The sequence below is a fragment of the Enterobacter sp. 01-M-02-SI-ECC genome, from assembly GCF_047530595.1.
GTDB classification, from domain to species: Bacteria; Pseudomonadota; Gammaproteobacteria; order Enterobacterales; family Enterobacteriaceae; genus Enterobacter; species Enterobacter cloacae_M.
The window spans coordinates 258,311-280,910 of the sequence record NZ_JBLKCZ010000004.1; the positions used below are offsets into that span (position 1 = coordinate 258,311).

22 protein-coding genes and 2 pseudogenes are annotated in these 22,600 nt (G+C 57.5%); 16 read left to right on the plus strand and 8 right to left on the minus strand.

Annotation, left to right across the window (positions count from 1 at the left end):
- Window positions 1-27: 27 nt before the first annotated feature.
- On the minus strand, window positions 28-1,053 hold the full coding sequence (locus ACMWLG_RS08670) for an LLM class flavin-dependent oxidoreductase (protein WP_023311499.1): 1,026 nt from the start codon (window positions 1,051-1,053) through the stop codon (window positions 28-30).
- A 178-nt stretch (window positions 1,054-1,231) separates the two neighbouring features.
- Between ACMWLG_RS08670 and yajD the strand changes: the two genes are divergently transcribed.
- Window positions 1,232-1,579 carry an HNH nuclease YajD gene (yajD, locus tag ACMWLG_RS08675; protein ID WP_003857471.1) on the plus strand — a complete coding sequence of 116 codons (348 nt, stop codon included), beginning with the start codon at window positions 1,232-1,234 and terminating at the stop codon, window positions 1,577-1,579.
- Window positions 1,580-1,607: 28 nt separating this feature from the next.
- Here yajD and ACMWLG_RS08680 read toward each other — a convergent pair whose 3' ends face one another.
- Window positions 1,608-2,393 (minus strand): MipA/OmpV family protein, encoded by a 786-nt coding sequence (locus ACMWLG_RS08680; RefSeq protein WP_045401265.1) that lies wholly within the window; start codon window positions 2,391-2,393, stop codon window positions 1,608-1,610.
- A 124-nt stretch (window positions 2,394-2,517) separates the two neighbouring features.
- Between ACMWLG_RS08680 and ACMWLG_RS08685 the strand changes: the two genes are divergently transcribed.
- The 4 genes and pseudogenes from ACMWLG_RS08685 to ACMWLG_RS08700 all read left to right on the plus strand — a co-directional run.
- Entirely contained in the window at window positions 2,518-3,213 is a 696-nt protein-coding gene (locus ACMWLG_RS08685; protein WP_045401269.1) for a response regulator, read from the plus strand.
- Window positions 3,210-4,406, plus strand: a complete 1,197-nt coding sequence (locus ACMWLG_RS08690; protein ID WP_045619788.1) for a sensor histidine kinase — start codon at window positions 3,210-3,212, stop codon at window positions 4,404-4,406. Before ACMWLG_RS08685 ends, ACMWLG_RS08690 begins: the two co-directional genes overlap by 4 nt.
- Before the next feature lie 78 nt (window positions 4,407-4,484).
- A complete protein-coding gene (locus tag ACMWLG_RS08695; RefSeq protein WP_045401275.1) occupies window positions 4,485-5,633 on the plus strand; it encodes an efflux RND transporter periplasmic adaptor subunit in 1,149 nt (382 codons plus the stop codon).
- Window positions 5,630-6,655 (plus strand): annotated as a pseudogene (locus tag ACMWLG_RS08700) (efflux RND transporter permease subunit); the annotation flags it as partial. The gene ACMWLG_RS08695 and the pseudogene ACMWLG_RS08700, both read left to right, overlap by 4 nt.
- Here the strand turns inward: ACMWLG_RS08700 and ACMWLG_RS08705 are convergent.
- A pseudogene (locus ACMWLG_RS08705) lies at window positions 6,647-7,087 on the minus strand (NAD-dependent epimerase/dehydratase family protein); the annotation flags it as partial. The pseudogenes ACMWLG_RS08700 and ACMWLG_RS08705 overlap by 9 nt on opposite strands.
- Window positions 7,088-7,184: 97 nt before the next feature.
- Here ACMWLG_RS08705 and ACMWLG_RS08710 point away from each other — a divergent pair.
- Together ACMWLG_RS08710 and ACMWLG_RS08715 are read left to right on the plus strand one after the other, a co-directional pair.
- Complete coding sequence (locus ACMWLG_RS08710; RefSeq protein ID WP_414762976.1) at window positions 7,185-8,072, plus strand: LysR family transcriptional regulator; 888 nt, start codon at window positions 7,185-7,187, stop codon at window positions 8,070-8,072.
- An 83-nt stretch (window positions 8,073-8,155) separates the two neighbouring features.
- On the plus strand, window positions 8,156-8,425 hold the full coding sequence (locus tag ACMWLG_RS08715) for a hypothetical protein (protein WP_045401283.1): 270 nt from the start codon (window positions 8,156-8,158) through the stop codon (window positions 8,423-8,425).
- Between the two features lie 12 nt (window positions 8,426-8,437).
- Here ACMWLG_RS08715 and umuC read toward each other — a convergent pair whose 3' ends face one another.
- Window positions 8,438-9,700, minus strand: a complete 1,263-nt coding sequence (gene umuC, locus ACMWLG_RS08720; protein ID WP_045356949.1) for a translesion error-prone DNA polymerase V subunit UmuC — start codon at window positions 9,698-9,700, stop codon at window positions 8,438-8,440.
- Window positions 9,684-10,118: a translesion error-prone DNA polymerase V autoproteolytic subunit gene (gene umuD, locus ACMWLG_RS08725; RefSeq protein ID WP_045401287.1), complete on the minus strand. Its 435-nt coding sequence runs from the start codon at window positions 10,116-10,118 to the stop codon at window positions 9,684-9,686. Before umuD ends, umuC begins: the two co-directional genes overlap by 17 nt.
- 331 nt (window positions 10,119-10,449) lie before the next feature.
- On the opposite strand from umuD, the gene ACMWLG_RS08730 reads away from it, so the two are divergent.
- Entirely contained in the window at window positions 10,450-10,650 is a 201-nt protein-coding gene (locus ACMWLG_RS08730) for a hypothetical protein (protein WP_023311485.1), read from the plus strand.
- A gap of 45 nt (window positions 10,651-10,695) precedes the next feature.
- Here ACMWLG_RS08730 and ACMWLG_RS08735 read toward each other — a convergent pair whose 3' ends face one another.
- Window positions 10,696-11,562, minus strand: coding sequence for an aldo/keto reductase family oxidoreductase (locus ACMWLG_RS08735; protein WP_045401290.1), 867 nt, complete (start codon window positions 11,560-11,562; stop codon window positions 10,696-10,698).
- 144 nt (window positions 11,563-11,706) lie between these two features.
- Between ACMWLG_RS08735 and tcp the strand changes: the two genes are divergently transcribed.
- Window positions 11,707-13,368, plus strand: a complete 1,662-nt coding sequence (gene tcp, locus ACMWLG_RS08740; RefSeq protein ID WP_045401293.1) for a methyl-accepting chemotaxis citrate transducer — start codon at window positions 11,707-11,709, stop codon at window positions 13,366-13,368.
- A gap of 27 nt (window positions 13,369-13,395) precedes the next feature.
- Here the strand turns inward: tcp and smrA are convergent, their stop codons facing one another.
- Window positions 13,396-13,959, minus strand: coding sequence for a DNA endonuclease SmrA (gene smrA, locus ACMWLG_RS08745; RefSeq protein ID WP_045401296.1), 564 nt, complete (start codon window positions 13,957-13,959; stop codon window positions 13,396-13,398).
- A 354-nt stretch (window positions 13,960-14,313) separates the two neighbouring features.
- On the minus strand, window positions 14,314-15,225 hold the full coding sequence (locus ACMWLG_RS08750) for a LysR family transcriptional regulator (RefSeq protein WP_045401298.1): 912 nt from the start codon (window positions 15,223-15,225) through the stop codon (window positions 14,314-14,316).
- A 175-nt stretch (window positions 15,226-15,400) separates the two neighbouring features.
- Here ACMWLG_RS08750 and ACMWLG_RS08755 point away from each other — a divergent pair, with 175 nt between their 5' ends.
- The 7 genes from ACMWLG_RS08755 to uspE all read left to right on the plus strand — a co-directional run bounded on the left by ACMWLG_RS08755 (window position 15,401) and on the right by uspE (window position 22,574).
- Window positions 15,401-16,711: a M20 family metallo-hydrolase gene (locus tag ACMWLG_RS08755; RefSeq protein WP_045401301.1), complete on the plus strand. Its 1,311-nt coding sequence runs from the start codon at window positions 15,401-15,403 to the stop codon at window positions 16,709-16,711.
- The gene (locus ACMWLG_RS08760; RefSeq protein WP_045401305.1) at window positions 16,711-18,156 is read left to right on the plus strand and encodes a M20 family metallopeptidase; all 1,446 of its coding nucleotides are present in this window, start codon (window positions 16,711-16,713) and stop codon (window positions 18,154-18,156) included. Before ACMWLG_RS08755 ends, ACMWLG_RS08760 begins: the two co-directional genes overlap by 1 nt.
- A gap of 41 nt (window positions 18,157-18,197) precedes the next feature.
- A complete protein-coding gene (gene abgT / locus ACMWLG_RS08765) occupies window positions 18,198-19,724 on the plus strand; it encodes a p-aminobenzoyl-glutamate transporter (RefSeq protein ID WP_045401308.1) in 1,527 nt (508 codons plus the stop codon).
- Window positions 19,725-19,734: 10 nt separating this feature from the next.
- On the plus strand, window positions 19,735-20,250 hold the full coding sequence (gene ogt, locus ACMWLG_RS08770; protein ID WP_045401311.1) for a methylated-DNA--[protein]-cysteine S-methyltransferase: 516 nt from the start codon (window positions 19,735-19,737) through the stop codon (window positions 20,248-20,250).
- 183 nt (window positions 20,251-20,433) lie between these two features.
- Window positions 20,434-21,186: a fumarate/nitrate reduction transcriptional regulator Fnr gene (gene fnr, locus ACMWLG_RS08775; RefSeq protein WP_006174991.1), complete on the plus strand. Its 753-nt coding sequence runs from the start codon at window positions 20,434-20,436 to the stop codon at window positions 21,184-21,186.
- Window positions 21,187-21,319: 133 nt separating this feature from the next.
- A complete protein-coding gene (locus ACMWLG_RS08780) occupies window positions 21,320-21,514 on the plus strand; it encodes a hypothetical protein (RefSeq protein WP_045401314.1) in 195 nt (64 codons plus the stop codon).
- A gap of 109 nt (window positions 21,515-21,623) precedes the next feature.
- The gene (gene uspE / locus ACMWLG_RS08785; protein WP_023311476.1) at window positions 21,624-22,574 is read left to right on the plus strand and encodes a universal stress protein UspE; all 951 of its coding nucleotides are present in this window, start codon (window positions 21,624-21,626) and stop codon (window positions 22,572-22,574) included.
- The last annotated feature ends 26 nt before the right edge of the window (window positions 22,575-22,600 follow it).

The following is a 22,600-nucleotide window of genomic DNA, read 5'->3' on the forward strand; positions in this document are numbered from 1 at the left end:
ACGATCTCACGGCTGATAGCGGAACGACTACTCGCGCCAGCCCATTGCCGGTGCGACGTGTTTGAGAATAGATTCAATCACGTGCGCATTGTAATCCACACCGAGCTGGTTCGGCACGGTCAGCAATAACGTATCGGCTTCAGCAATCGCGTCGTCCTTTTTCAGCTGTTCAATCAGCTTGTCCGGCTCCGCCGCATAGCTGCGCCCGAAGATCGCGCGCGTTTTCTCATCAAGATAGCCCACGCTATCGCTGTCGTTGCGGCTGGCACCGAAATACATCCGGTCGCGGTCGTCCATCAGCGCAAAAATGCTGCGGCTGACCGACACCCGCGGCTGTCGAGAATGCCCTGCCTCTTTCCAGGCCTGACGGTACGCGCGGATCTGTTTTGCCTGCTGAATATGGAACGGCTCGCCGGTTTCATCGTCCTTCAGGGTTGAACTTTGCAGGTTCATTCCCAGCTTTGCGGCCCATACGGCCGTCGCATTGGAACCGGCGCCCCACCAGATACGCTCGCGCAGCCCTTCAGAATACGGCTCCAGGCGCAGCAGCCCCGGCGGATTCGGAAACATAGGCTGTGGATTGGGTTTGGCAAACCCTTCACCGCGCAGCACCTCAAGCAGCACCTCGGTATGACGGCGCGCCATATCCGATTCGTCTTCCCCTTCCTGCGGGACATAGCCGAAATGGCGCCAGCCATCAATGACCTGCTCCGGCGAGCCGCGGCTGATGCCAAGCTGCAAACGACCGCCGGAAATCAGATCCGCCGCGCCCGCATCTTCAGCCATGTACATCGGATTTTCATAGCGCATATCAATCACGCCGGTACCGATTTCGATGGTTTTCGTTTTTGCGCCTATTGCCGCCAGCAGAGGGAACGGCGAGCTAAGCTGTCGGGCAAAGTGGTGCACGCGGAAATACGCGCCGTCTGCCCCCAGCTCTTCAGCCGCCACGGCTAAATCGATGGACTGCAGCAGCGTGTCTGCCGCCGAGCGCGTGCCGGACTGCGGAGAAGGCGTCCAGTGACCAAAGGATAAAAATCCGATCTTTTTCATAACCATTTTTCCTGATAATACGTTGCGTTCTGTCCACTTTACGCATTACCCGATAAGAATAAATGCCGTTTATTTAACGGAAAGCATCAAATAAATTGACAGAATAGCGTGGTTCTTCATTCCGCCCCATAATGGGATATAATCTTCCCCACTCTTTTCATGGCAGGTAAAACCGGCAATGGCTTTGATCCCCAAAAACTACGCGCGGCTGGAAAGCGGCTATCGCGAAAAAGCATTAAAAATCTATCCCTGGGTCTGCGGACGCTGCTCGCGCGAGTTTGTCTATTCCAATCTGCGTGAACTCACGGTGCACCATATCGATCACGACCATACCAACAACCCGGAAGATGGCAGCAACTGGGAGCTGTTGTGCCTGTTTTGCCACGATCACGAACATTCGAAATACACCGAAGCGGATCAGTACGGCACCACCGTGGTGGCCGGGGAAGACGCGCAAAAAGACGTGGGCGTCGCCACGTTTAACCCGTTTGCCGATTTAAAAGCGATGATGGATAAGAAGAAATAATCCTCTCGCCCCCTCGTGCTCCTCGAATTTAAAATGTCCAGGTGATAGCGGCGGTTGCAGCCCCCTCATTGCGCCGCATCACGATCGGGCTGTTATTCGCACGATCGCCCAGCCAGGTATAGTCCGCACTCAGCACCGTCCCCCAGTGGGCATCGAACTGATGGCTCCAGGTCAGGCTGGTGTCGACGCCATAGAATCCACCCGGCGCAGCATAGCGGCGATATCCGGTGCGGCGGCTCTGCCGCTCGCTGACCCCATACCAGGTATTCAGATAACGGCTGTCGCCAAAAAGGGCCGCTGACTGAAAGGCAACCGTGTCCTGATTATTTTGTAAGGGGATTAGCGTCACGGAGGCCTGATAGCTTGCCCCCTGGCTGTCCGTTAACGGCAGCGTCGCTTTGCCTTCCATACTCAGCCATGGCGCGGCCTGCCAGCCCACGGCAAGGCCGGTATTCAGGGTGGCATCAATGTCCCCCATCCCTTTCAGATTGTTTGCGCCCTCACGCCAGCCAGAATTTTTCTCAGCCCTTCCGAAATCGTAGCCCAGCGTGTGTTCGAAATACCAGCCGCTGTCGTTTTGCAGGTCATATCCCACCCCTTTTTGCGCATCAATAAAGAAAGCGCCTTTGCGTCCCTGCAGCACCGGAACCACCTGCCACACCTGCTTGTCTGAGCCTGAGTAACGCGGGGCATACTGCCCCCCAAGCCCGACGGTTAAGGAATCGGACGCGGCGCCATCCTCCGCCTGCGCGCCGGAAACCACGGCCATCAGAAGCGGGACGGACATATACAGGACTTTTTTTATCGCTATCATACTGCTCTCCATACGGACGCTAGCGCCTCCTGATACGGGGGCGGCCACACAACGTTGGCGCAGTATGATTTGGCTGAATCAATGAATCGTCGGGATAGTGTTAAGAAATGGTCAAGGTGAACGGATGTTGTCCAGAAGAGTGCTGATTATTGAAGATGACGCCGATGCGGCTGGCGTGCTCGAGGCCTATTTACGGCGGGAAAATTACGACGTGACCATTACCGGAGACGGTCATTCCGGGCTGGATATGGCGCAGCGGTGGAAGCCCGACCTCATTCTGCTGGACGTGATGCTGCCGGGGCTTAACGGCACCGAGGTGCTGGCTGGCCTGCGTCGTAAAAGCGATGTGCCGGTGATCATGGTCACGGCCATGGGGGATACCCCTGACCGCATTGGCGCCCTGCGATACGGTGCCGATGATTACGTTGTGAAGCCTTATCATCCGGGCGAAGTGGTGGCTCGGGTGCAGGCGGTGCTGCGGCGCAGCAGTAAAAAAGAGACGGACGGGGCGATCCTTCGCTGGCAAACGCTGGAGGTGGACGTGGCCGCCATTGTGGCGAGCGTGGATAACGGCGGCGACGCGCCCGTGATGCTCGATCTTACGCCAACGGAATTCTCGCTTCTGGCAACGCTGCTGCGTTCTCCGGCGCACCCGTTCTCCCGCCAGTATTTACTGGAGCACTGTTTGCCGGAAAGCGAGGCGCTGGAGCGCGTGGTGGACACCCATATTTATAACCTGCGTAAAAAACTCGAAGCGGCGGGGATCTCCGGCGTGCTGATCAACGTTCGCGGCGTGGGTTACAGGTTCAGACAGCCATGATTAAAAATCAGCACTCCTCTCTGTGGCGCTGGATTTGCGCGCGCATCCTGGCGCTGGCTATCGGCAGCGTGATCGTCATTGCCACCTGCATGTGGCTGCGCTATGCGGTTCAGAACTACTGGATAATGGGCAAAATGCCAGCGGCGGTGCGCCAGGAGTTTCTGACGCTCAGCCAGAACCCGCAGGCCAATCCGGCCCGCTTCCACTCGATTGTGGACACCTGGTGGGGCCTGAGCTATTCCACGCCGTCTATCGCCTCAGCCGACTGGGCCACGGTGGCCCTGCTGGTGCTGGTGATGATCCCGTTTATCGTGGTGATGGGGCTCAAACACGCCCGGCCGCTGGCGCTGCAGTTCAGCCGCCTTCGCGATGCGGCAAAGGATGTCGCCGACGGGCAGTTTGGCCGTCAGGCGGAACTGATCGAGGATGCGCCGGCGGAAATGATCAGCTTTGCGACCGACTTTAACTCCATGACGGGACAGCTCGCCCGCTATGAAAAAGAGCTCCGCGCCTCGCACGTCGCGATGGCGCACGAGCTGCGCTCGCCCCTGACGGCCGCCATCGGGCGTCTGCAGGGCATGTTAGACGGCGTGTTTGATGCCAGCCCGGCACAGCTCGGCATGGTGATGAAACAGCTTCAGCACCTCAACCGCCTCACCGATGAGCTTCACCTTCTGTCGCTCGCCGACGCGGGTAACCTCGTGCTGGAGGACCAGCCGTTTTGCCTCGATGAGCTGATTCAGGAGCGGGCTGCCTGGATCATGCCCGAGGCTGACGCGCATCATTTTCGGATAACGCTTCGCAACCCGCGCACCAGCCCCTTCAGAGGCGATGCGTTCCGTCTTGGACAGGTCGTTACCATCCTCATGGAAAATGCGCTACGTTACGGACGCGAGGGCGGCCACCTCGAGGTGGCGCTGCACTACGCCAGCGGTCATTACATCCTCGAATTTACCGATGACGGGCCGGGCGTGTCGCCCCAGTTCTTACCGGAAATGTTTAAACGCTTTAGCCGCGAGGAGCAGTCCCGCGCGCGGCATTCCGGCGGCAGCGGCCTCGGTTTGTCCATCGCCCGGGCGATTTGCGAGGCGCATGGGGGTGAGATTAGCGCGTCATTGCCGGAAACCGGCGGCCTCGCCGTGCGCATTTTTTTGCCCTGGCACCCGTCCGGTAATGAAAATATCCACTCTTGATAAAGCCTTGACAGAACGTCGAATCTTTCTCGACGTAGCGCACATTTAATAACGCCATTCCCTTTATGGAGCGGCGTTATGTCAGACGAATTTTTTCTCTCCCTCCGCCACTGCCTGCATCATTTGTACGGCGTGGCGCGCACCCTTTCCTGGCTGCATTTTCTTCCCCTGGCCCTGCTTGCGCTGGCGATTTTTCCGCTGACCGGCTGCGGTGATAAACACGAAAATAAGCCCGACCCTGCGCGAGCGGTACGCTACGTCGTCATCGGGGCCGCCCAGACCCTTCCCGCGCTGGAAAGAACCGGTGAGATCCATGCCCACGATGAAACGACCCTGAGCTTTCGGACCGGGGGCCGAATACTGACGCGCAGCGTTGATATTGGCGACCGGGTCACTGCCGGACAGCTGCTGGCCACGCTTGACGATACAACCGGGAAAAACCAGCTCGACGGCGCTGAGGCCGACTATGAAGGTGCCAAAGCCTCGGCGCAGGTCGCCGCGCTTAACGTCAGTCGAATGCAAAAGCTCATACCAACGGGTGCTATCGCCCGCACGCAGCTCGACAGCGCCCGTGCCGACTGGCTTGTCGCCCGCGCGCGCTTAAAAAGCAGCGAGGCCGCGTGGCGAAATGCCCGCGAAAGCCTCGGCTGGACGCGCCTGATCGCGCCGCAGGCGGGCGTCATCACCGCCGTGAACGCCTCTGCCGGACAGGTTGTCAGCGACGGTCAGTCCGTACTGACGCTGGCAACGGGTGAAGCCCGCGACGTGGCGTTTGATATTGCCACTCCGGATGCGATCCCGCCTCTGGATAAGGCGGTTTTGCGGGTTTCACTCCTCAGCGACCCGTCGGTACAGGCGTCTGCCGCGCTGCGGGATATTACCCCGCAGGCCGATCCTCAGACCCGCACCTGGCGCGTCAGAGCCACCCTGCAAAACCCGCCGGCGGCCATGGCGCTGGGCGCCAGCGTTACCGTCACGTTGCCATCGTCTGCCCCGCGCGGCTACACCCTCCCCGCGTCGGCACTGACCCGCGTCGGCGACAAACCGGCCGTATTTGTGATTACCCCGCAGTCGCGGGCGCAGCTGCGCGCGGTGGTGCCCGCGAGCTATACGGCCACCTCCGTCATGATTGCCTCCGGCCTTGAGCCGGGCGACAGGGTGATTACGGCGGGCGTGAGCACATTGCGGTCCGGCGAGCCGGTGGTTGCCGGAGAGGTTCAGCCATGAACACGGGATCGGAAGCGAAATTTAACCTCTCCGCCTGGGCGCTGAAGAACCAGCAGATGGTCAGCTTTTTGATGTTGCTGGTGATTGCGATGGGCGTGTTTTGCTATGAGAAGCTGCCGCGTAATGAAGATCCGGCTTTTACCATTAAAACGGCCGTCGTCTCCGCGCAGTGGCCGGGAGCCTCCGTGGCGGATACCACCCGCCTGCTGACCGATACGCTTGAAAAAAAGCTGCAGGAAACGCCCTGGCTGGACTATCTCGAAAGTGAAACCCGGGCCGGACGCACCGTTATCCACGTCAACCTTCGTGACGATACGCCCCCGCAACGCGTGCAGGATATCTGGTATCAGGTTCGCAAAAAAATGCAGGACATCGCGCCGTCCCTGCCTGAAGGCGTGCAGGACCCTGCCGTGGACGACGAGTTTGACGACACGTTCGGCACAATTTACGCCTTTATTCCCGAGGGCTTCACCCTGCGGGAGGTGCGGGATCGCGCAGAGACAATTCGTCGCGAGCTGATGTCCCTGCCGGATATAGGCAAAACCACCCTGCTGGGCGAACAGCAGGAGCAGTGGGTTCTCGCCTTTTCTCCGGCGCGCCTGGCCGGGATGGGGCTTGATATTCAGGAGGTTGCCGACGCCCTCCGGACGCAAAATGCGGTTGTCCCGGCAGGAACGATGCGTACCGAAAAAGAGAACATGGCGATCAAGGTCAGCGGGGCGCTCATGACCGAAGAGAGCTTACGCGCCGTCACGCTGCACGTGAACAATCGCTATATTCCGCTGACCGACATTGCCACCGTCACCCGGGAAATCGCCGAGCCACCGGCCCCGGCCTACCGGGTAAACGGCAAGCCGGCTATCGGGCTGGCGGTGTCGATGGCACCAACGGGCAACATGCTGCGTTTCGGCGCTGCGCTGAATGCCAGAATGGCGGCCCTCAGCGCCGGGCTGCCGCACGGTATCGAGATGGTGAAAGTTGCCGATCAGTCAGCGGTGGTCAGTGACGCGGTAAGCGGGTTTAAATTCGGCACCCGGCACGCCGGGATCGCTTTCCCGCGCCGGGGTTTTAAACGGCCCCAGATGCGCACCATAGACTTTGTATCCCTGCATCAGGCTTACCGTCTGCAAAGGCGCCGTTTTTTCGAGGGTGCTGACCAGATTACGCAGCATGGTGACGTTCGGCTCAACCATGTCCGTCCAGTTCGCCGCGTTCGCCCAGGCGCTGTAAAAGATGTGGGTGACACCGTTCAGGGCGTGCAGCGCCCGTGCGGTATCCTGCGCATCCAGTAAATCGACGTTCACCATGGGAATGCCGTCCGGATGGGTTACCTCGCGGCGACTGAGGCCAATCACCTCCCACTGATGGTGCAGGAGCGTGTTGACCAGCTGTCTGCCGACAATGCCGCTGGCGCCCGCGACCAGGGCGACGTTGTGTTGCTGCCTCTTACTCATGGTGTTTCTCCGGAAAGGGTGACAGCCACAGTGTGATATATTATTTTTTCTGCAAATACTCCCTGAAATCGATGACACTTATAAGCAGAATCATTAAATGAATAACAAGCTCACCGCCATTTCTACCTTTCTACGCGTCGCTGAAGCGGGCTCGTTCTCAGCGGCCGCCCGTCAGACCGGGATTAAGCAGTCCGCCGTCAGTCAACAGATCGCGGCGCTTGAGGAAGCGCTTGGTGTGGTATTGCTGCATCGAACGACGCGTACGATGAAGCTGACCGAACAGGGTGAACGTTACCGGCGTGATATGCAGCTTGTGCTGGACGCTATGGGGGAAGCGGAGAGGCGTTTGCATCCTGTTGACCATAGCATTCAGGGACGCGTCCATGTCCAGCTACCGAGCGGCCTGGGGCAGATCATTTTGCCGCATCTGCTGGCGCTACAGCGCCTGCATCCCGAACTGCAGCTGATGATTTCCCTGGATGACCGCCTTGCCGATCTGGTGACGGAGGGCGTGGATGTCGCGATACGGCTGAGCAGTGAGCCTCCGCAGGCGCACGCGGCTCGCGTGCTGGGGCGGATTGAAGCCGCGCTGTTTGCCGCTCCCGGTTTTCAGGCGGTACACGCCGTCAGCGAGATGACGTCGCTGCCACACGTACGGTTCAGCGGTATTCCGCTGGATGCCCCCCTGCGCCTGATTTCTGACGAGGAAACGGTCGAGGTCAACGTGAATACCGTTTTCCGTGCCAACACCAGCGACGCGCTGCTGCAGGCGCTGGAGTCAGGCATCGGTATCGGCGGCATGCAGCGACCGCTCGTGGCCAGGGCGCTGCAGGCGGGCACGCTGGTACCGGTGCTGCCCGACTGGCGGTTACCCGATCGCTTCCTCTATGCCGTCTATCCTGACGCCCGCTTTATTCCGCAGCGCGTCAGAAAGGTCGTCAGCGTGATTGAGCAGTTGCTGCCTGAAATACTGAAGAAAAACTGATTGTTTCCGCCGTAAATCACGTGCATTTTTTAACCGCCAGGAATAGAGTGTTTTTACCGTATCCTCCTCTTTCTGGAGCACTTATGCCGGATTACCGTTTTTTCCAAAAAGGCCCGAACCTCATTACGATCGAGAGCGCAAACACCGATGCGGCCGCTCAGCTCATCGCTCAGGGGTTTGAAAAACAGTTTGAGGAGATTGGCGCAGCGGATGAAAAAGAGGCGCTTACCCGCCTTGCCGATATCCGTAAAAATAACGAGATCGATCGCTATAACTTCCTGGCCGGAGCGGGCGAAATGCCGCTGATCGGCGCGCTGGCGGCTGCGGCAACCTGGTTGGTGCAAAAGAAATAACGCAACCATCTTCTACTTCGCCACCGGCAAATCGGCGTACCGCGTCGTATAGGCCGGTGACAGCATCTCACGCTTCATCGCCCAGGATTTCTCAATACCCTGCCCGGCGAACCATATCTTCCCTTTACCGGAATGATTTACGCTGTCCATCATCTCCATCAGCGCCGCGCTGTTGGCGCGCAGACGATTATCGTCAAACAAATTAAGCTGGGCGACGCCGCTGCTGAAAAAGTCCGCCAGCATGACCCCGGCTTTCATATAGCGATAGCCGTCGAGCCATATGCGCCCCAGCGCCTCCGTGGCGGCGCGGATGATATCACGCGAGTCATTGGTGGGCGTCATCAGGGTGACAGAAGCCTGATTGCCGTAATAAATTTCGTTGTCCGCATGCGGGCTGGTGCGAACAAATACGCTGATAAAACGACAGTATTGATGCTCGCCGCGCAGTTTTTCCGCAGCGCGTTCCGCGTAGGCGCAAATGGCCTGGTGCATCTCCTCGTACTGCGTAATACGGTGTCCAAACGAACGGCTACAGATGATTTGCTGCTTCGTGGGGGTGAACTCCTCCAGATCAAGACAGGGCTCACCGCGCAGCTCGCGGGCCGTACGTTCCAGTACCACGTTGAAATGTTTGCGGATGACCCAGGACGACGCTTCCGCCAGCTCCAGCGCCGTGGTGATCCCCATAGCGTTGAGCTTTTTCGTGATGCGCCGCCCTACCCCCCACACCTCCTCTACCGGAACCTTTTCCAGCAGCTTACGCTGCCGCTCTCGGCCTGAGAGATCGACCACGCCGCCAGTGCCGGACCATCGTTTCGCCGCATAGTTGGCCAGCTTCGCCAGCGTTTTGGTCGGGGCAATACCGACGCCAACGGTTAGGCCCGTATTTTTTAAGACCTCTGTGCGCATCTGGTGACCGAACGCTTCCAGCGACAGGCAGTGGCTGACCCCTGAAACGTTCACGAACGCCTCATCGATGGAGTAAATCTCTATTGCCGGGGCGAGATCGGTCAGCGTCTGCATGACCCGACTGCTGAGATCGGCATACAGCGCATAGTTCGAGCTAAAGACGTAAACTTTTGACGGGTATAGCTTTTCTTTGAATTTAAAATACGGCTCCCCCATTTTTATGCCGAACTGCTTTGCCTCCCGCGACAGCGAAATAATGCAGCCGTCGTTATTGGACACCACCACGATGGGTTTCCCCTCCAGATCGGGGCGGAATACCTTCTCGCAGGAGGCGTAAAAGCTATTCACATCAACCAGCGCGAACATGTTTATGCGTTTTGAGAGTGTGGGTGACGACGCCGAAGATCTGCAGCTCCTCTTCGGACTGAAAGGTAATCGGCTGATAGCGGGCATTATGCGGCAGAAGTCTCAGAACCGGGCGGGTCTGTAGCTCTTTCACCGTAAACTCACCGGCGACCGACGCCACGACGATATCCCCGTGTTCGGCATTTAACGAACGATCGACCACCAGCAGATCGCCGTCGCCGATCCCCGCCCCAATCATGGAGTCTCCACTCACCTTGATAAAATAGGTCGCACTGGGGTGTCTGACTGCCAGCCGGTTAAGATCGAGACGATCCTCCACATAATCCTGCGCCGGGCTGGGAAAACCACAGGCCACGCGTTCTAAAAACAAAGGTAATTCAATGTCTTGATTTGAGTGATAAGAAAAGAGAGTGTCCATAATGCCTTTCTCGCCGAATACTGTATATAAATACAGTATTACGAATTATGGACAAGGATCAAGGTCATTTCCAAAGGTGAACCCAAACGCGTTGAAGTTTGAGCGGTTTTAATTTAGCAACGTTGCCCGCCGATACCCCTCCCCATGGTTCTCCCCAGAGTGCGATAAGAGACGCGCCAACAAAAGTCATGAAAAAGTCACAAATCAAAATACTTCATAATGACTTATATAAAAACACAATCACTATTAAATCACTGAATATTGACTTTTAAGTCAGATAAAAGCATATTTTACCGAGCGAATTAATAAGACTTACTGGAGAATATTTTCAATGCCAGCCCGTGACTATCCAGACAAGCGTGTTGCACGCGGTCTGGCAAAGGAGGCCGATCTCAGGATGTTGAGCGCCCGCATCGATCCCGATCTGATGGAGTACATCAGAACCACCGCCTTTGAGACGCGTAAGAGCAAGCAGGAGATTGTGGCGGAAGCGTTGGCGCTGCACAGGCAGAAAAGTCAGACAGGAGCCTAAGCGCGCAAAGCCGGAAGCATCCTTCAGGCTTTGCGCGTGTCACCTTTAATCCCTCAGCGAATTCAGCGTTTCCAGTGCTTCAGGCGGCAAACGCAGCTCCCCCGCCGCGAGGTTTTGCCGTAAATGCGCTACGGAAGAGGTGCCCGGGATCAGCAGAATATTCGGGGAACGTTGCAGCAGCCATGCCAGCGCAACCTGCATTGGCGTGGCGCCCAGTGAATCCGCGACGGTCTTCAGCCCGGAAGATTGCAGTGGCGTAAAGCCTCCCAATGGGAAGAACGGCACATACGCGATCCCCTGCTGCGCCAGCAGATCCACCAGCGCGTCGTCACCCCGGTTTACAATGTTGTACATGTTCTGCACGCACACCACCGGGACCATCTTCTGGGCTTCCGCAACCTGAGTGGCCGTGACGTTGCTCAGGCCAATATGACGCACCAGACCCTGCTGCTGTAATTCGGCCAGGGTGGAGAGCGGTTCCGCAATCGACCCTTCCGCCGGCCCGTGTGCGCTAAACATGATCCGCAGATTCACCACGTCCAGCACGTCCAGCTGTAGATTACGCAGGTTGTCATGCACCGCCTGAGTCAGTTCCTGCGCGGAAAAGGCCGGCAGCCAGGCACCTTTGTCGTTGCGGCGGGCACCAATCTTGGTGACGAGCGTCAGATCGTCCCGGTATGGGTGAAGCGCCTCGCAGATCAGCTGGTTAGTGACATGGGGACCATAAAAATCACTGGTATCAATGTGGTTCACCCCCGCCGCCACCGCTTCGCGCAGCACGTCCAGCGCGGCCTGCTTATCCTTCGGTGGGCCAAAGACGCCCGGCCCGGCGAGCTGCATCGCACCGTAGCCCAGTCGTTTTACCGTCCGCGTCCCGAGCGCGTACGTCCCGCTTTTATCAATGCTGCTCATGTTAACCTTCCTCATAAAAATGATCCGGATTTACAACAGGTTCCTCACCGGAGCCCTTAGTTAAGCGCGAGTTAAATTAAAGTTTAAATTCTATACGACGATAGTATTGGTGTACCTCTGCATCCTTTCTAACGGACGACCGCTATGCTGAAAAATTTGCACGTGATTACCGGTATTATCTTTGCCCTCACCATATTCTGTCTGCTGCAAGTTGTGACGGGAGGGTTGTTCTACTCTGCCGTCAGCAACGATCGCCATAACTTCCAGAATTCCGGCGTGCTCAATGCCCAGCAGGAAAGCCTGAGCGACAGCGTGAACACGCTGGTGAAAACGCGCGTCACCGTCACCCGCGTGGCGATCCGCTACCTGAAAAACCAGCGTGACCCGGCTTCACTTGCGGCGATCAATAAACTGCTTGGCACCGCAGCCGACTCGCTGGCAAAAGCCGAAGCCTATAACAAAGAGTGGCAGAAGCTGCCGCAGGTTAACGGCCAGGAGGCGGTATTAACCGACGAGATGCAGAAGTCCTGGAACCAGATGCACGAAGTGATGCGCTTATCGATTGAGTATCTGCGTGCCGACAACTACCAGGCCTATGGCGATCTGGACGCGCAGCAGGCGCAGGACGAGATGGAAGCGGTCTATAACCGCTGGCGCGCCGAAAACAACACCCTGCTGAAGGCCGCAACCGAAGAGAACCAGAGCAGCTTCACGCAGATGCAGTGGACGCTGGCGGCTATTCTGCTGGCCGTTATCGCGGTTCTGGTGGTCATCTGGCAGGGTTTACAGCACCTGCTGTTAAAACCCCTCCACTCCATTATGAACCATATTCGCGCCATTGCAGGGGGTGACCTGACGCAGGAGATCGCTATCTCCGGTCGCAATGAGATGGGCCAGCTGGCCGCGGGCCTGCATGAGATGCAGCAGTCGCTGGTGACCACCGTCAGCGCCGTACGTGGAAGTACAGATTCCATCTACACCGGCGCAGGCGAAATTGCCGCAGGGAGCAACGATCTTTCCGCCCGCACCGAGCAGCAGGCCGCCTCGCTCGAAGAGACCGCCGCCAGCATGGAAGAGCTGACCGCGACGGTTAAACAGAACTCCGATAACGCCCGTCAGGCCACGCTGCTGGCGAAAAACGCCTCTGAAACGGCCGCGCGCGGCGGTCACGTCGTGGATAACGTGGTTCGCACCATGAACGAAATCGCCGACAGTTCGCAGCAAATTGCGCATATTACCGGCGTGATCGACAGCATCGCGTTCCAGACCAACATTCTGGCGCTTAACGCAGCGGTGGAAGCGGCACGCGCCGGGGAACAGGGCCGTGGTTTTGCGGTTGTTGCAGGTGAAGTCCGTACGCTGGCGAGCCGCAGCGCGCAGGCGGCGAAAGAGATCAAAGGGCTTATTGAGAACTCCGTCAGCCGGGTGAATACCGGTTCTGAGCAGGTCAGCGAGGCTGGCACCACCATGAAGGAAATTGTCGCCGCCGTGACCCGCGTGACCGATATTATGGGTGAGATTTCATCTGCCTCTGACGAGCAGAGCCGCGGTATTGAGCAGGTGAGCCTGGCCGTTTCGCAGATGGACAGCGTGACGCAGCAAAACGCCGCGCTGGTGCAGGAGTCCGCCACGGCGGCTGCGGCACTGGAAGATCAGTCCGAGCAGCTGCGCCAGGCGGTAGCCGCGTTTCGTCTGAACGGCAAAGAAAAAACGGTAGCCCCGCGCCCGGCCAGCGTGAAAACGCCCCAGCTGTTGCACCCGGCAACCGCAAACGCCTCCACCGACAGCAACTGGGAAACCTTTTGAGTTTCGGGCGGGCGAGAATATCGCCCGCTAGCGACTGCGCTTGGCGTGCCGCTCCCAGTTCTCCTGTTTTGCTTCACCGGATTTACGCAGTGAAACGTAACATGCCCCGCTGCCGCCGTGATGCGGCAGCGCCACGCAGAAGGCCTGCACTTCCTCAAATTCGGTTAACCAGCGCGCAAGATAGCTGCGCACCACATTGGGATGCGAGTTCTGCTCGCGCCCTTTCCCGTGAATGATAATCAGATTGCGTAACCCGTCTCGTCCGGCCTGGCGAATAAAAGAATAGAGCATCTGACGGCAGCGTTCGGCGGGCTGACGCAGGAGGTTTAAGCTGGCCTGACGGGCGTATTTACCCGTGCGCAGCTTATCAATAACGCCCTGCTGTACCCCTTCGCGCTGGAACGCCAGCGGTTCTTCCAGGGGAAGCACGTCAAGAAAATCCAGCGTCAGGAAGTTATCCAGCTGTTCGCTATCCACCTCCTCGCGCGTCCGCGTATTGCGGCTGGGCTGCCAGTGAATATCCGCGCAGCGCTTCAGGGGCTGGACATCTTCCATGGCGTCAAGAAAAAAGGATTTGTCGTCAGGGTTCATGGACATCCTCCGGCTACATCTGAGGACTGTACTATACCTGCGCCAGAGACCGGTCTCAATCACCGTTACAGGGCGATGCGTGGCAATAATATTAACCTGATGAATATATATAGTAATTATTAAATAAACTTAAATCAGACTTAACTAAAATTTCAGCAAAGGTAAAATACGTGATTTATGTTAAAATTTCGTGAAATCAATCACTCGCCCGCCTTTCATTTTTCGGGAAAGGTGTTATACCTAAATATACCTGCCCCATGGAAATAATACCCAGGATTGGCGAAAGGACGCACTGCTGTGTGTACTATAGGGTCTGTCTGATGTCGGGCAGATCCTGTTTTTTTAATAGGCATTTCACGCTCCGATTAATTTTCTCGCTTCCCTTCTGAATTGCGTAATTAATGATTCAGCAAGGGGCGTCTGACGTGAATCACGGCGTTGAATTAAATAATATGCTGCTTTGGGAAGCGATTCGACAACCGGTAACATGACCAGACGGTGTGCCAGCAGTGGGTCACAGCCTAACTCCTGCGGCAAAATGCTTAAGAAATCACTTTGCGCGACCAGGCTAATACAGGAAGAAAATGTTTCGCAGACCACACCAATTCGCGGTATTTGCGAGCGATAGCTAAATACCTCCTCTAATTGCTTATAATAACTTCCCCGCGGCGTCGGCATTGTCCAGTTATAATGCAGAAGTTCATTAATCGACGTTGCCCCCGTTGCCGGATGCCCTTCGCGACAAAATACCGCAAACGGCTTCTCGAAGAGTTTTTCAAACGTAAATTCCTGGTCGTAAGGTCCCTGATAATAGGTGTTAATGGTGAAGTCCAGCTCGCCCTGGCGTAATTCATTGATCATCGACACCAGCTGCCCTTCCATTATCCGCACCTTGACCTGCGGATGCTGCGCATGGAAGCGGGTGATAACGGCGGGCATCAGCGTGCGCGAAACGCTGGCCCCCATTCCGATGTTGATCTGCCCGGCCAGCTCACCCTGCCGCTGACGGATGTCATCCTGCGCGGCACGCAGCTCTTCCAGAATCAACCGGGCGCGCTGGTAAAAGCCCTCACCGCATTCGGTCAACGCGACGCCCTTACTCCTGCGCACGAAAAGCTGCGCCGCCATGCCCTCCTCCAGCTCTTTGATGGATTTGGTCAGCGCCGGTTGCGAAAGATTCAGCGTCCTGCTGGCACCGCGAATGCTGCCCTGACGCGCAACCTCAACAAACGCCCGGATTTGATGAAATTTAATCTGGAATGTCATAGCCCGACCGATAACCGTTGTTTATCAGAGTAAAGAAACTGTCATCTACTTTAATGGAAAGGGATGTGCGAGGGTAATTCCTGAACGGTTGAAACTGTGAAAAATCGGTTAGTGATAAGTAAAAACTATCACAGCGTGAAGCAGTTCACATATTTTAATGATGACAGGAACAGATATGGACACACTGGCGCAGTACATCCAGACGTTAACGCCGCAGCTGAGCGCGTGGCGTCGCGATTTTCACCATTTTGCGGAATCCGGCTGGGTAGAGTTTCGTACCGCCGCGAAAGTCGCGGAAATACTGGACTCGCTGGGTTACGCACTGGCGATGGGCCGCGACGTGGTCGATGCCGAAAGCCGGATGGGGTTACCCGATGACACAACCCTGGCGCGAGAGTTTGCCCGCGCGCGGGCGCAGGGCGCGCCTGAGAAATGGCTGGCGCCGTTTGAAGGCGGGTTCACCGGCATTGTCGCCACCCTGAATACCGGCCGCCCGGGCCCAACCCTGGCGTTTCGCGTCGACATGGACGCCCTTGATTTAAGCGAAGCGCTTGACGACAGCCATCGCCCGTTCCGCGACGGGTTTGCCTCCTGCAATCCGGGCATGATGCACGCCTGCGCGCACGACGGCCACACCGCTATTGGTCTGGGACTGGCCCAGGTGCTTAAGCAGAATGACGCGCAGCTCAACGGCACCATCAAGCTGATCTTCCAGCCTGCCGAAGAAGGTACCCGCGGCGCGCGCGCCATGGTTGCCGCCGGGGCGCTGGACGACGTGGACTATTACACGGCCATCCATATTGGTACCGGCGTCCCTGCCGGAACGGTGATTTGCGGCAGCGATAACTTTATGGCCACCACCAAGTTTGACGTGAACTTTACCGGCGTTGCCGCACACGCGGGCGGTAAACCGGAGGACGGACGTAACGCCCTGCTCGCCGCCGCGCAGGCCGCCCTCGCCCTGCACAGCATCGCCCCGCACAGCGACGGCGCCTCTCGGGTGAACGTCGGAGTGATGCAGGCGGGCAGCGGACGCAACGTGGTGCCCGCGAATGCCCTGATAAAGGTTGAAACGCGCGGCGAAAGCGAAGCGATTAATCAGTATGTCTTTGAACGCGCGCAGGCGGTTATTACCGGCGCAGCGGCGCTCTACGGCGTGAGCGCCGAGATGCGCCTGATGGGCGCCGCAACCTCCAGCGCGCCGACACCGGCGTGGGTTGATTACCTGCGCGAACAGGCGAGCCGGGTTTCCGGGATTATTCACGCCATCGATAAGGTGAAGGCGCCAGCGGGTTCCGAAGACGCCACGCTGATGATGGCCCGCGTGCAGGAGAACGGCGGCATGGCGTCCTATATGGTGTTCGGCACGGATTTGAGCGCCGGACATCACAACGAAAAATTCGACTTCGATGAACAGGTCATGGCGATTGCCATTGAAACGCTGGCGCGAACTGCGCTCAATTTCCCGTGGACGCGAGGTGTGTAATGCAGGAGAACTACGCTTTTATTGCCGATGCGATCGACACGCGATGTCGGACGTTAACCGATATTGCCGACGCGATCTGGGATCGTCCTGAAACCCGCTTCGAAGAGTTCTGGTCCGCCGAACGGCTGGCCAGCGAGCTGGAGGCCGAGGGCTTCACGCTGACGCGCGAGGCCGGCGGTATTCCAAATGCCTTTATCGCCAGCTTCGGCAGCGGGAAACCGGTCATTGCCCTGCTGGGCGAATACGACGCGCTGGCCGGGCTAAGCCAGCAGGCGCACTGCGCGACGGCGCAATCCGCCACGCCGGGGGCCAACGGCCATGGCTGCGGGCATAACCTCTTAGGCACCGCGGCGCTTGCGGGCGCGGTGGCGGTGAAAAGCTGGCTGGAGCAGCACGGCGGCAGCGGAACGGTGCGTTTTTATGGCTGTCCCGGCGAGGAAGGTGGCTCCGGGAAAACCTTTATGGTGCGCGAAGGTCTGTTTGATGACGTCGATGCCGCCGTCACCTGGCACCCGGAAGCCTTCGCCGGGATGTTTAACGTCAGCACGCTGGCGAATATTCAGGCAGCCTGGCGTTTTCACGGCGTGGCGGCACACGCGGCCAACTCCCCTCATCTGGGGCGCAGCGCGCTGGACGCCGTGACGCTGATGACTACCGGCACCAACTTCCTCAACGAACACATCATTGAGAAAGCGCGCGTCCATTACGCCATCACCGATACCGGCGGGATTTCGCCCAACGTGGTGCAGGCGCAGGCCGAGGTGCTGTATCTGATCCGCGCCCCGGAGATGGCCGATGCGCAGCAGATCTACGAACGCATCGAAAAAATCGCTCAGGGCGCGGCGATGATGACCGAAACCACCGTCGAGTGCCGCTTTGATAAAGCCTGCTCCAGCTACCTGCCGAACCGCACGCTCGAGGCGGCGATGTATCGCGCGTTGCAGCACTACGGCACGCCGCTCTGGACGGAGGAAGAACGCACCTTCGCCCGCGAGATCCGCGCCACCCTGACGCCCAACGATCTGCAAAACAGCCTGAAAAATATTGCTGCAACGGGCGGTGATGCGGGTAAAGCCTTTGCCCGGCGTCATCAGGAGACGCTGCTGGTGGATGAAGTCGCGCCCTATGCCATCACCGACAACGTGCTGGCGGGTTCAACCGACGTGGGCGACGTAAGCTGGAAAATGCCGGTCGCCCAGTGCTTCAGCCCCTGCTTTACCGTCGGCACGCCGCTGCACACCTGGCAGCTGGTGGCGCAGGGACGTACCTCCATTGCCCACAAAGGCATGCTGCTGGCCGGAAAAGTGATGGGCGCAACCGCGCTTAACCTGCTGCAGGACGCGGCGCTACTGAAAAAATGCCGTGAAGAGTTCGAACAACAAATACAAGAAAAACCGTACGTGTGTCCGATCCCACAGGGCGTGACACCGTCACCTTTAAAATAAAAAAACACAACACAACAACACAACACTCTCGAGGAACGCCCATGAGTATGTCTTCCATACCTTCGCATTCCCCATCCGGTAAGCTCTATGGCTGGGTTGAAAGGATCGGCAATAAAGTGCCGCACCCTTTCCTGCTGTTTATCTATCTGATTGTGATTTTAATGGTCGCCACCGCCGTGCTCTCCGCCTTTGACGTGAGCGTGCGCAGCCCGGCTGACAACAGCCTGGTGGCGGTAAAAAACCTGCTCAGCGTTGAGGGGCTGCACTGGTTTTTACCCAACGTGATTAAAAACTTCAGCGGCTTCGCCCCGCTGGGCGCCATTCTGGCGCTGGTGCTGGGTGCCGGACTGGCCGAACGCGTGGGCCTGCTGCCCGCATTGATGGTAAAGATGGCTTCTCACGTCAGCGCGCGGTACGCCAGCTACATGGTGCTGTTTATCGCCTTCTTTAGCCATATCTCCTCCGACGCCGCGCTGGTGATCATGCCGCCGATGGGGGCGCTGATCTTCCTCGCCGTCGGGCGCCACCCCGTGGCGGGCCTGCTGTCGGCGATTGCGGGCGTGGGCTGCGGATTTACCGCCAACCTGCTGATCGTAACCACCGACGTGCTGCTCTCTGGCATCAGCACGGAGGCGGCAAAGACCATCAATGCGGCAATGCACGTCAGCGTGATCGACAACTGGTACTTTATGGCAAGCTCGGTGATTGTCCTGACGATTGTTGGCGGGCTGATTACCGATAAGATCGTCGAGCCGCGCCTGGGCAAATGGGAAGGCCGCAGTGATGAAAAGCTGGAGACGCTGAGCGAAACGCAGCGCTTTGGCCTGCGCGTGGCGGGCGTGGTCTCGCTGGCCTTTATCGCGCTGGTGGCGCTGATGGTGGTGCCGGAAAACGGCATATTGCGCGATCCGGTTAAACATACCGTCCTGCCTTCGCCGTTTATTCAGGGCATCGTGCCGCTGATTATCCTCTTTTTCTTTGTCGTCTCGCTCGCCTACGGTATCGCCACCGGTAAAATCCGCCGCCAGGGCGATCTGCCGCAGCTGATGATCGAGCCGATGAAGGAGATGGCGGGTTTTATCGTGATGGTGTTCCCGCTGGCCCAGTTTGTGGCGATGTTTAACTGGAGCAACATGGGCAAGTTTATGGCCGTGGGCCTGACCGACGCGCTGGAGGCTGCCGGGCTAAGCGGCGTACCGGCGTTTGTCGGCCTGGCGCTGCTGTCATCCCTGCTGTGCATGTTTATCGCCAGCGGCTCCGCCATCTGGTCGATTCTGGCCCCGATCTTCGTGCCGATGTTTATGATGCTGGGTTTTCACCCGGCGTTTGCCCAGATCCTGTTCCGTATCGCGGACTCCTCGGTGATACCGCTGGCGCCGGTCTCGCCGTTTGTTCCGCTGTTTTTAGGCTTCCTCCAGCGCTATAAACCCGAGGCCAAACTGGGTACCTACTATTCGCTGGTTTTACCCTACCCGCTTATCTTTTTAGGGGTATGGCTGGTGATGCTGGTGGCATGGTATCTTGTCGGCCTGCCGATTGGGCCGGGAATATACCCGAGGCTGAACTGAAGGAATGAGGATGCTGAGATTACTCGAAGATAAGATTGCGACGCCGCTTGGACCGCTGTGGGTTATCGCGGATGAGACGTTCAATCTGCGCGCCGTTGAGTGGGAAGAGCACAGCGACCGCATGGAAGAGCTGCTCAATATTCATTACCGCTTGCAGGGTTATGAACGTATCAGCGCAACCAACCCGGGCGGGCTGAGCGACAAGCTTGCGGCGTACTTCGAAGGCGATCTCAGCATCATCGATACTCTGCCGACCGCCACGGCTGGCACGCCTTTTCAGCGCGAAGTGTGGCAGGCGCTGCGGTCGATTCCGTGCGGGCAGGTCATGCATTACGGCCAGCTCGCGGAACAGCTAGGCCGCGCGGGCGCCGCACGCGCGGTGGGTGCCGCTAACGGCTCTAACCCGGTCAGCATCGTGGTGCCCTGCCATCGCGTCATTGGCCGCAACGGCACCATGACAGGCTATGCCGGCGGCGTGCAGCGAAAAGAGTGGCTGCTGCGTCACGAAGGGTATCTCCTGCTCTAGCTTCCAGGCTTTTTGTGCTTAATTTTCTACCGGTTAGGCTAAAAATCCATAATCAAGCTGTGGAATTTCAAGAAGATGGCGACACGTTGCCGTCTCTTGTCCTTATTGAGGGTTTGTCAGGCTTACGTACTTACCAAAAAGATGTTAAAATTGACCAATATCAATTAAGGCTTGAGCAAACCTATGATCCCGGAAAAGCGAATTATACGACGCATTCAGTCTGGCGGTTGTGCTATCCATTGCCAGGATTGCAGCATCAGCCAGCTCTGTATCCCGTTTACCCTGAATGAGCATGAACTCGATCAGCTTGATAATATCATTGAGCGCAAAAAGCCTATTCAGAAAGGGCAGACGCTGTTTAAAGCGGGAGACGAACTGAAATCGCTCTATGCTATCCGTTCTGGCACCATCAAAAGCTACACCATCACCGAACAGGGTGATGAGCAGATCACCGGCTTCCATCTGGCGGGCGACCTGGTGGGCTTTGATGCCATCGGCACGGGCCATCACCCGAGCTTTGCTCAGGCGCTCGAAACCTCAATGGTTTGCGAAATCCCGTTTGAAACCCTGGACGATCTGTCCGGCAAGATGCCTAACCTGCGTCAGCAGATGATGCGTCTGATGAGCGGTGAGATCAAAGGCGATCAGGACATGATTCTGCTGCTTTCTAAAAAGAACGCAGAAGAGCGCCTGGCCGCATTTATCTACAACCTCTCCCGCCGCTTCGCCGAGCGTGGCTTCTCGCCGCGTGAGTTCCGTCTGACGATGACGCGTGGCGATATCGGTAACTACCTGGGCCTGACCGTGGAAACCATCAGCCGTCTGCTGGGCCGTTTCCAGAAAAGCGGGATGCTGGCCGTTAAAGGTAAATACATCACTATCGAAAACGGTGAGGCGCTGGCCGTTCTTGCCGGGCACGCCCGCAACGTGGCGTAACTCTCCGCATATCAATCACCAGACCAATAAATCTTGTGATTTATTGGTCTGGTATAATCACTCCCGTTTCAGAACATTTTCACCGTAGCACGTCCCCACACAGCGCCCAAAAGGTTCTCGTTGAGGTTATGAATTGAGAGAAAGTTTGTTTTTCGTTTCAGTCGTGATTGCCTCTGTGACCTTTCTCTTCATCTGGATCATGCTTGTCGGCCCAATGAAGGGGGAGGAAAAAACCTACGTTCAGGACTCCACGACCTTTGCGATAGCGGTGATGGTGCTGCTGTTTATTGCGTTTATCGCGGTGACGACTATGGTGCTTTTCCTCTGATAAATTTTCATGAATTATTGATCTGGCAAAACCTCCCCTCTGTTTCATTCAGGATATATAGGTTACTCTTTTAATTACAGACTGTGGTGACAGTAGTAAGGAGACCTGTATGGCCAAGTATCAAAACATGCTGGTAGCTATCGATCCGAATCAGGACGATCAGCCGGCATTACGACGTGCTGTGTATTTACATCAACGGATTGGTGGCAAAATCAAAGCGTTTTTGCCCATCTATGACTTCTCGTATGAGATGACCACCCTTCTGTCGCCTGACGAGCGCACCGCTATGCGTCAGGGCGTCATCAGCCAGCGTACCGCGTGGATCCGTGAACAGGCGAAGTATTATCTGGAAGCGGGCGTGCCCATTGATATTAAAGTGGTCTGGCATAACCGACCTTTCGAAGCCATCATCCAGGAAATTGTCGCCGGCGGGCACGACCTGCTGCTGAAGATGGCGCACCAGCACGACAAGCTGGAATCCGTGATCTTCACCCCGACCGACTGGCACCTGCTGCGCAAATGTCCTTGCCCGGTCTGGATGGTGAAAGACCAGCCGTGGCCTGAAGGCGGGAAAGCCGTTGTGGCGGTAAACCTCGCGAGCGAAGAGGATTACCACAACTCGCTGAACGAGAAGCTGGTGAAGGAGACCATCCAGCTTGCCGACCAGGTGAATCATACCGAAGTGCATCTGGTTGGCGCCTATCCGGTCACGCCGATCAATATCGCCATTGAGCTGCCTGAATTTGACCCGAGCGTGTACAACGACGCGATCCGGGGTCAGCATCTGCTGGCCATGAAAACGCTGCGTCAGAAATTCAGCATCGATGAGAAAATGACCCACGTGGAAAAAGGGCTGCCTGAAGAGGTGATCCCGGATCTGGCGGAACACCTGCAGGCGGGGATTGTGGTGCTGGGTACCATCGGCCGGACCGGTATTTCTGCCGCCTTCCTCGGCAACACCGCCGAACAGGTGATCGACCATCTGCGCTGCGACCTGCTGGTCATTAAGCCGGATGATTACCAGACGCCGGTTGAGCTGGACGATCCGGAAGACGATTAACGCCTGACGCCCGGCGGCACAGGCTT

Bases quoted from the DNA above. Each gene is read 5' to 3' on its own strand.
- ACMWLG_RS08670 (WP_023311499.1), bottom strand. From the start codon at position 1,053: ATGAAAAAGATCGGATTTTTATCCTTTGGTCACTGGACGCCTTCTCCG.
- yajD (WP_003857471.1), top strand. From the start codon at position 1,232: ATGGCTTTGATCCCCAAAAACTACGCGCGGCTGGAAAGCGGCTATCGC.
- ACMWLG_RS08680 (WP_045401265.1), bottom strand. From the start codon at position 2,393: ATGATAGCGATAAAAAAAGTCCTGTATATGTCCGTCCCGCTTCTGATG.
- ACMWLG_RS08685 (WP_045401269.1), top strand. From the start codon at position 2,518: ATGTTGTCCAGAAGAGTGCTGATTATTGAAGATGACGCCGATGCGGCT.
- ACMWLG_RS08690 (WP_045619788.1), top strand. From the start codon at position 3,210: ATGATTAAAAATCAGCACTCCTCTCTGTGGCGCTGGATTTGCGCGCGC.
- ACMWLG_RS08695 (WP_045401275.1), top strand. From the start codon at position 4,485: ATGTCAGACGAATTTTTTCTCTCCCTCCGCCACTGCCTGCATCATTTG.
- ACMWLG_RS08710 (WP_414762976.1), top strand. From the start codon at position 7,185: ATGAATAACAAGCTCACCGCCATTTCTACCTTTCTACGCGTCGCTGAA.
- ACMWLG_RS08715 (WP_045401283.1), top strand. From the start codon at position 8,156: ATGCCGGATTACCGTTTTTTCCAAAAAGGCCCGAACCTCATTACGATC.
- umuC (WP_045356949.1), bottom strand. From the start codon at position 9,700: ATGTTCGCGCTGGTTGATGTGAATAGCTTTTACGCCTCCTGCGAGAAG.
- umuD (WP_045401287.1), bottom strand. From the start codon at position 10,118: ATGGACACTCTCTTTTCTTATCACTCAAATCAAGACATTGAATTACCT.
- ACMWLG_RS08730 (WP_023311485.1), top strand. From the start codon at position 10,450: ATGCCAGCCCGTGACTATCCAGACAAGCGTGTTGCACGCGGTCTGGCA.
- ACMWLG_RS08735 (WP_045401290.1), bottom strand. From the start codon at position 11,562: ATGAGCAGCATTGATAAAAGCGGGACGTACGCGCTCGGGACGCGGACG.
- tcp (WP_045401293.1), top strand. From the start codon at position 11,707: ATGCTGAAAAATTTGCACGTGATTACCGGTATTATCTTTGCCCTCACC.
- smrA (WP_045401296.1), bottom strand. From the start codon at position 13,959: ATGAACCCTGACGACAAATCCTTTTTTCTTGACGCCATGGAAGATGTC.
- ACMWLG_RS08750 (WP_045401298.1), bottom strand. From the start codon at position 15,225: ATGACATTCCAGATTAAATTTCATCAAATCCGGGCGTTTGTTGAGGTT.
- ACMWLG_RS08755 (WP_045401301.1), top strand. From the start codon at position 15,401: ATGGACACACTGGCGCAGTACATCCAGACGTTAACGCCGCAGCTGAGC.
- ACMWLG_RS08760 (WP_045401305.1), top strand. From the start codon at position 16,711: ATGCAGGAGAACTACGCTTTTATTGCCGATGCGATCGACACGCGATGT.
- abgT (WP_045401308.1), top strand. From the start codon at position 18,198: ATGAGTATGTCTTCCATACCTTCGCATTCCCCATCCGGTAAGCTCTAT.
- ogt (WP_045401311.1), top strand. From the start codon at position 19,735: ATGCTGAGATTACTCGAAGATAAGATTGCGACGCCGCTTGGACCGCTG.
- fnr (WP_006174991.1), top strand. From the start codon at position 20,434: ATGATCCCGGAAAAGCGAATTATACGACGCATTCAGTCTGGCGGTTGT.
- uspE (WP_023311476.1), top strand. From the start codon at position 21,624: ATGGCCAAGTATCAAAACATGCTGGTAGCTATCGATCCGAATCAGGAC.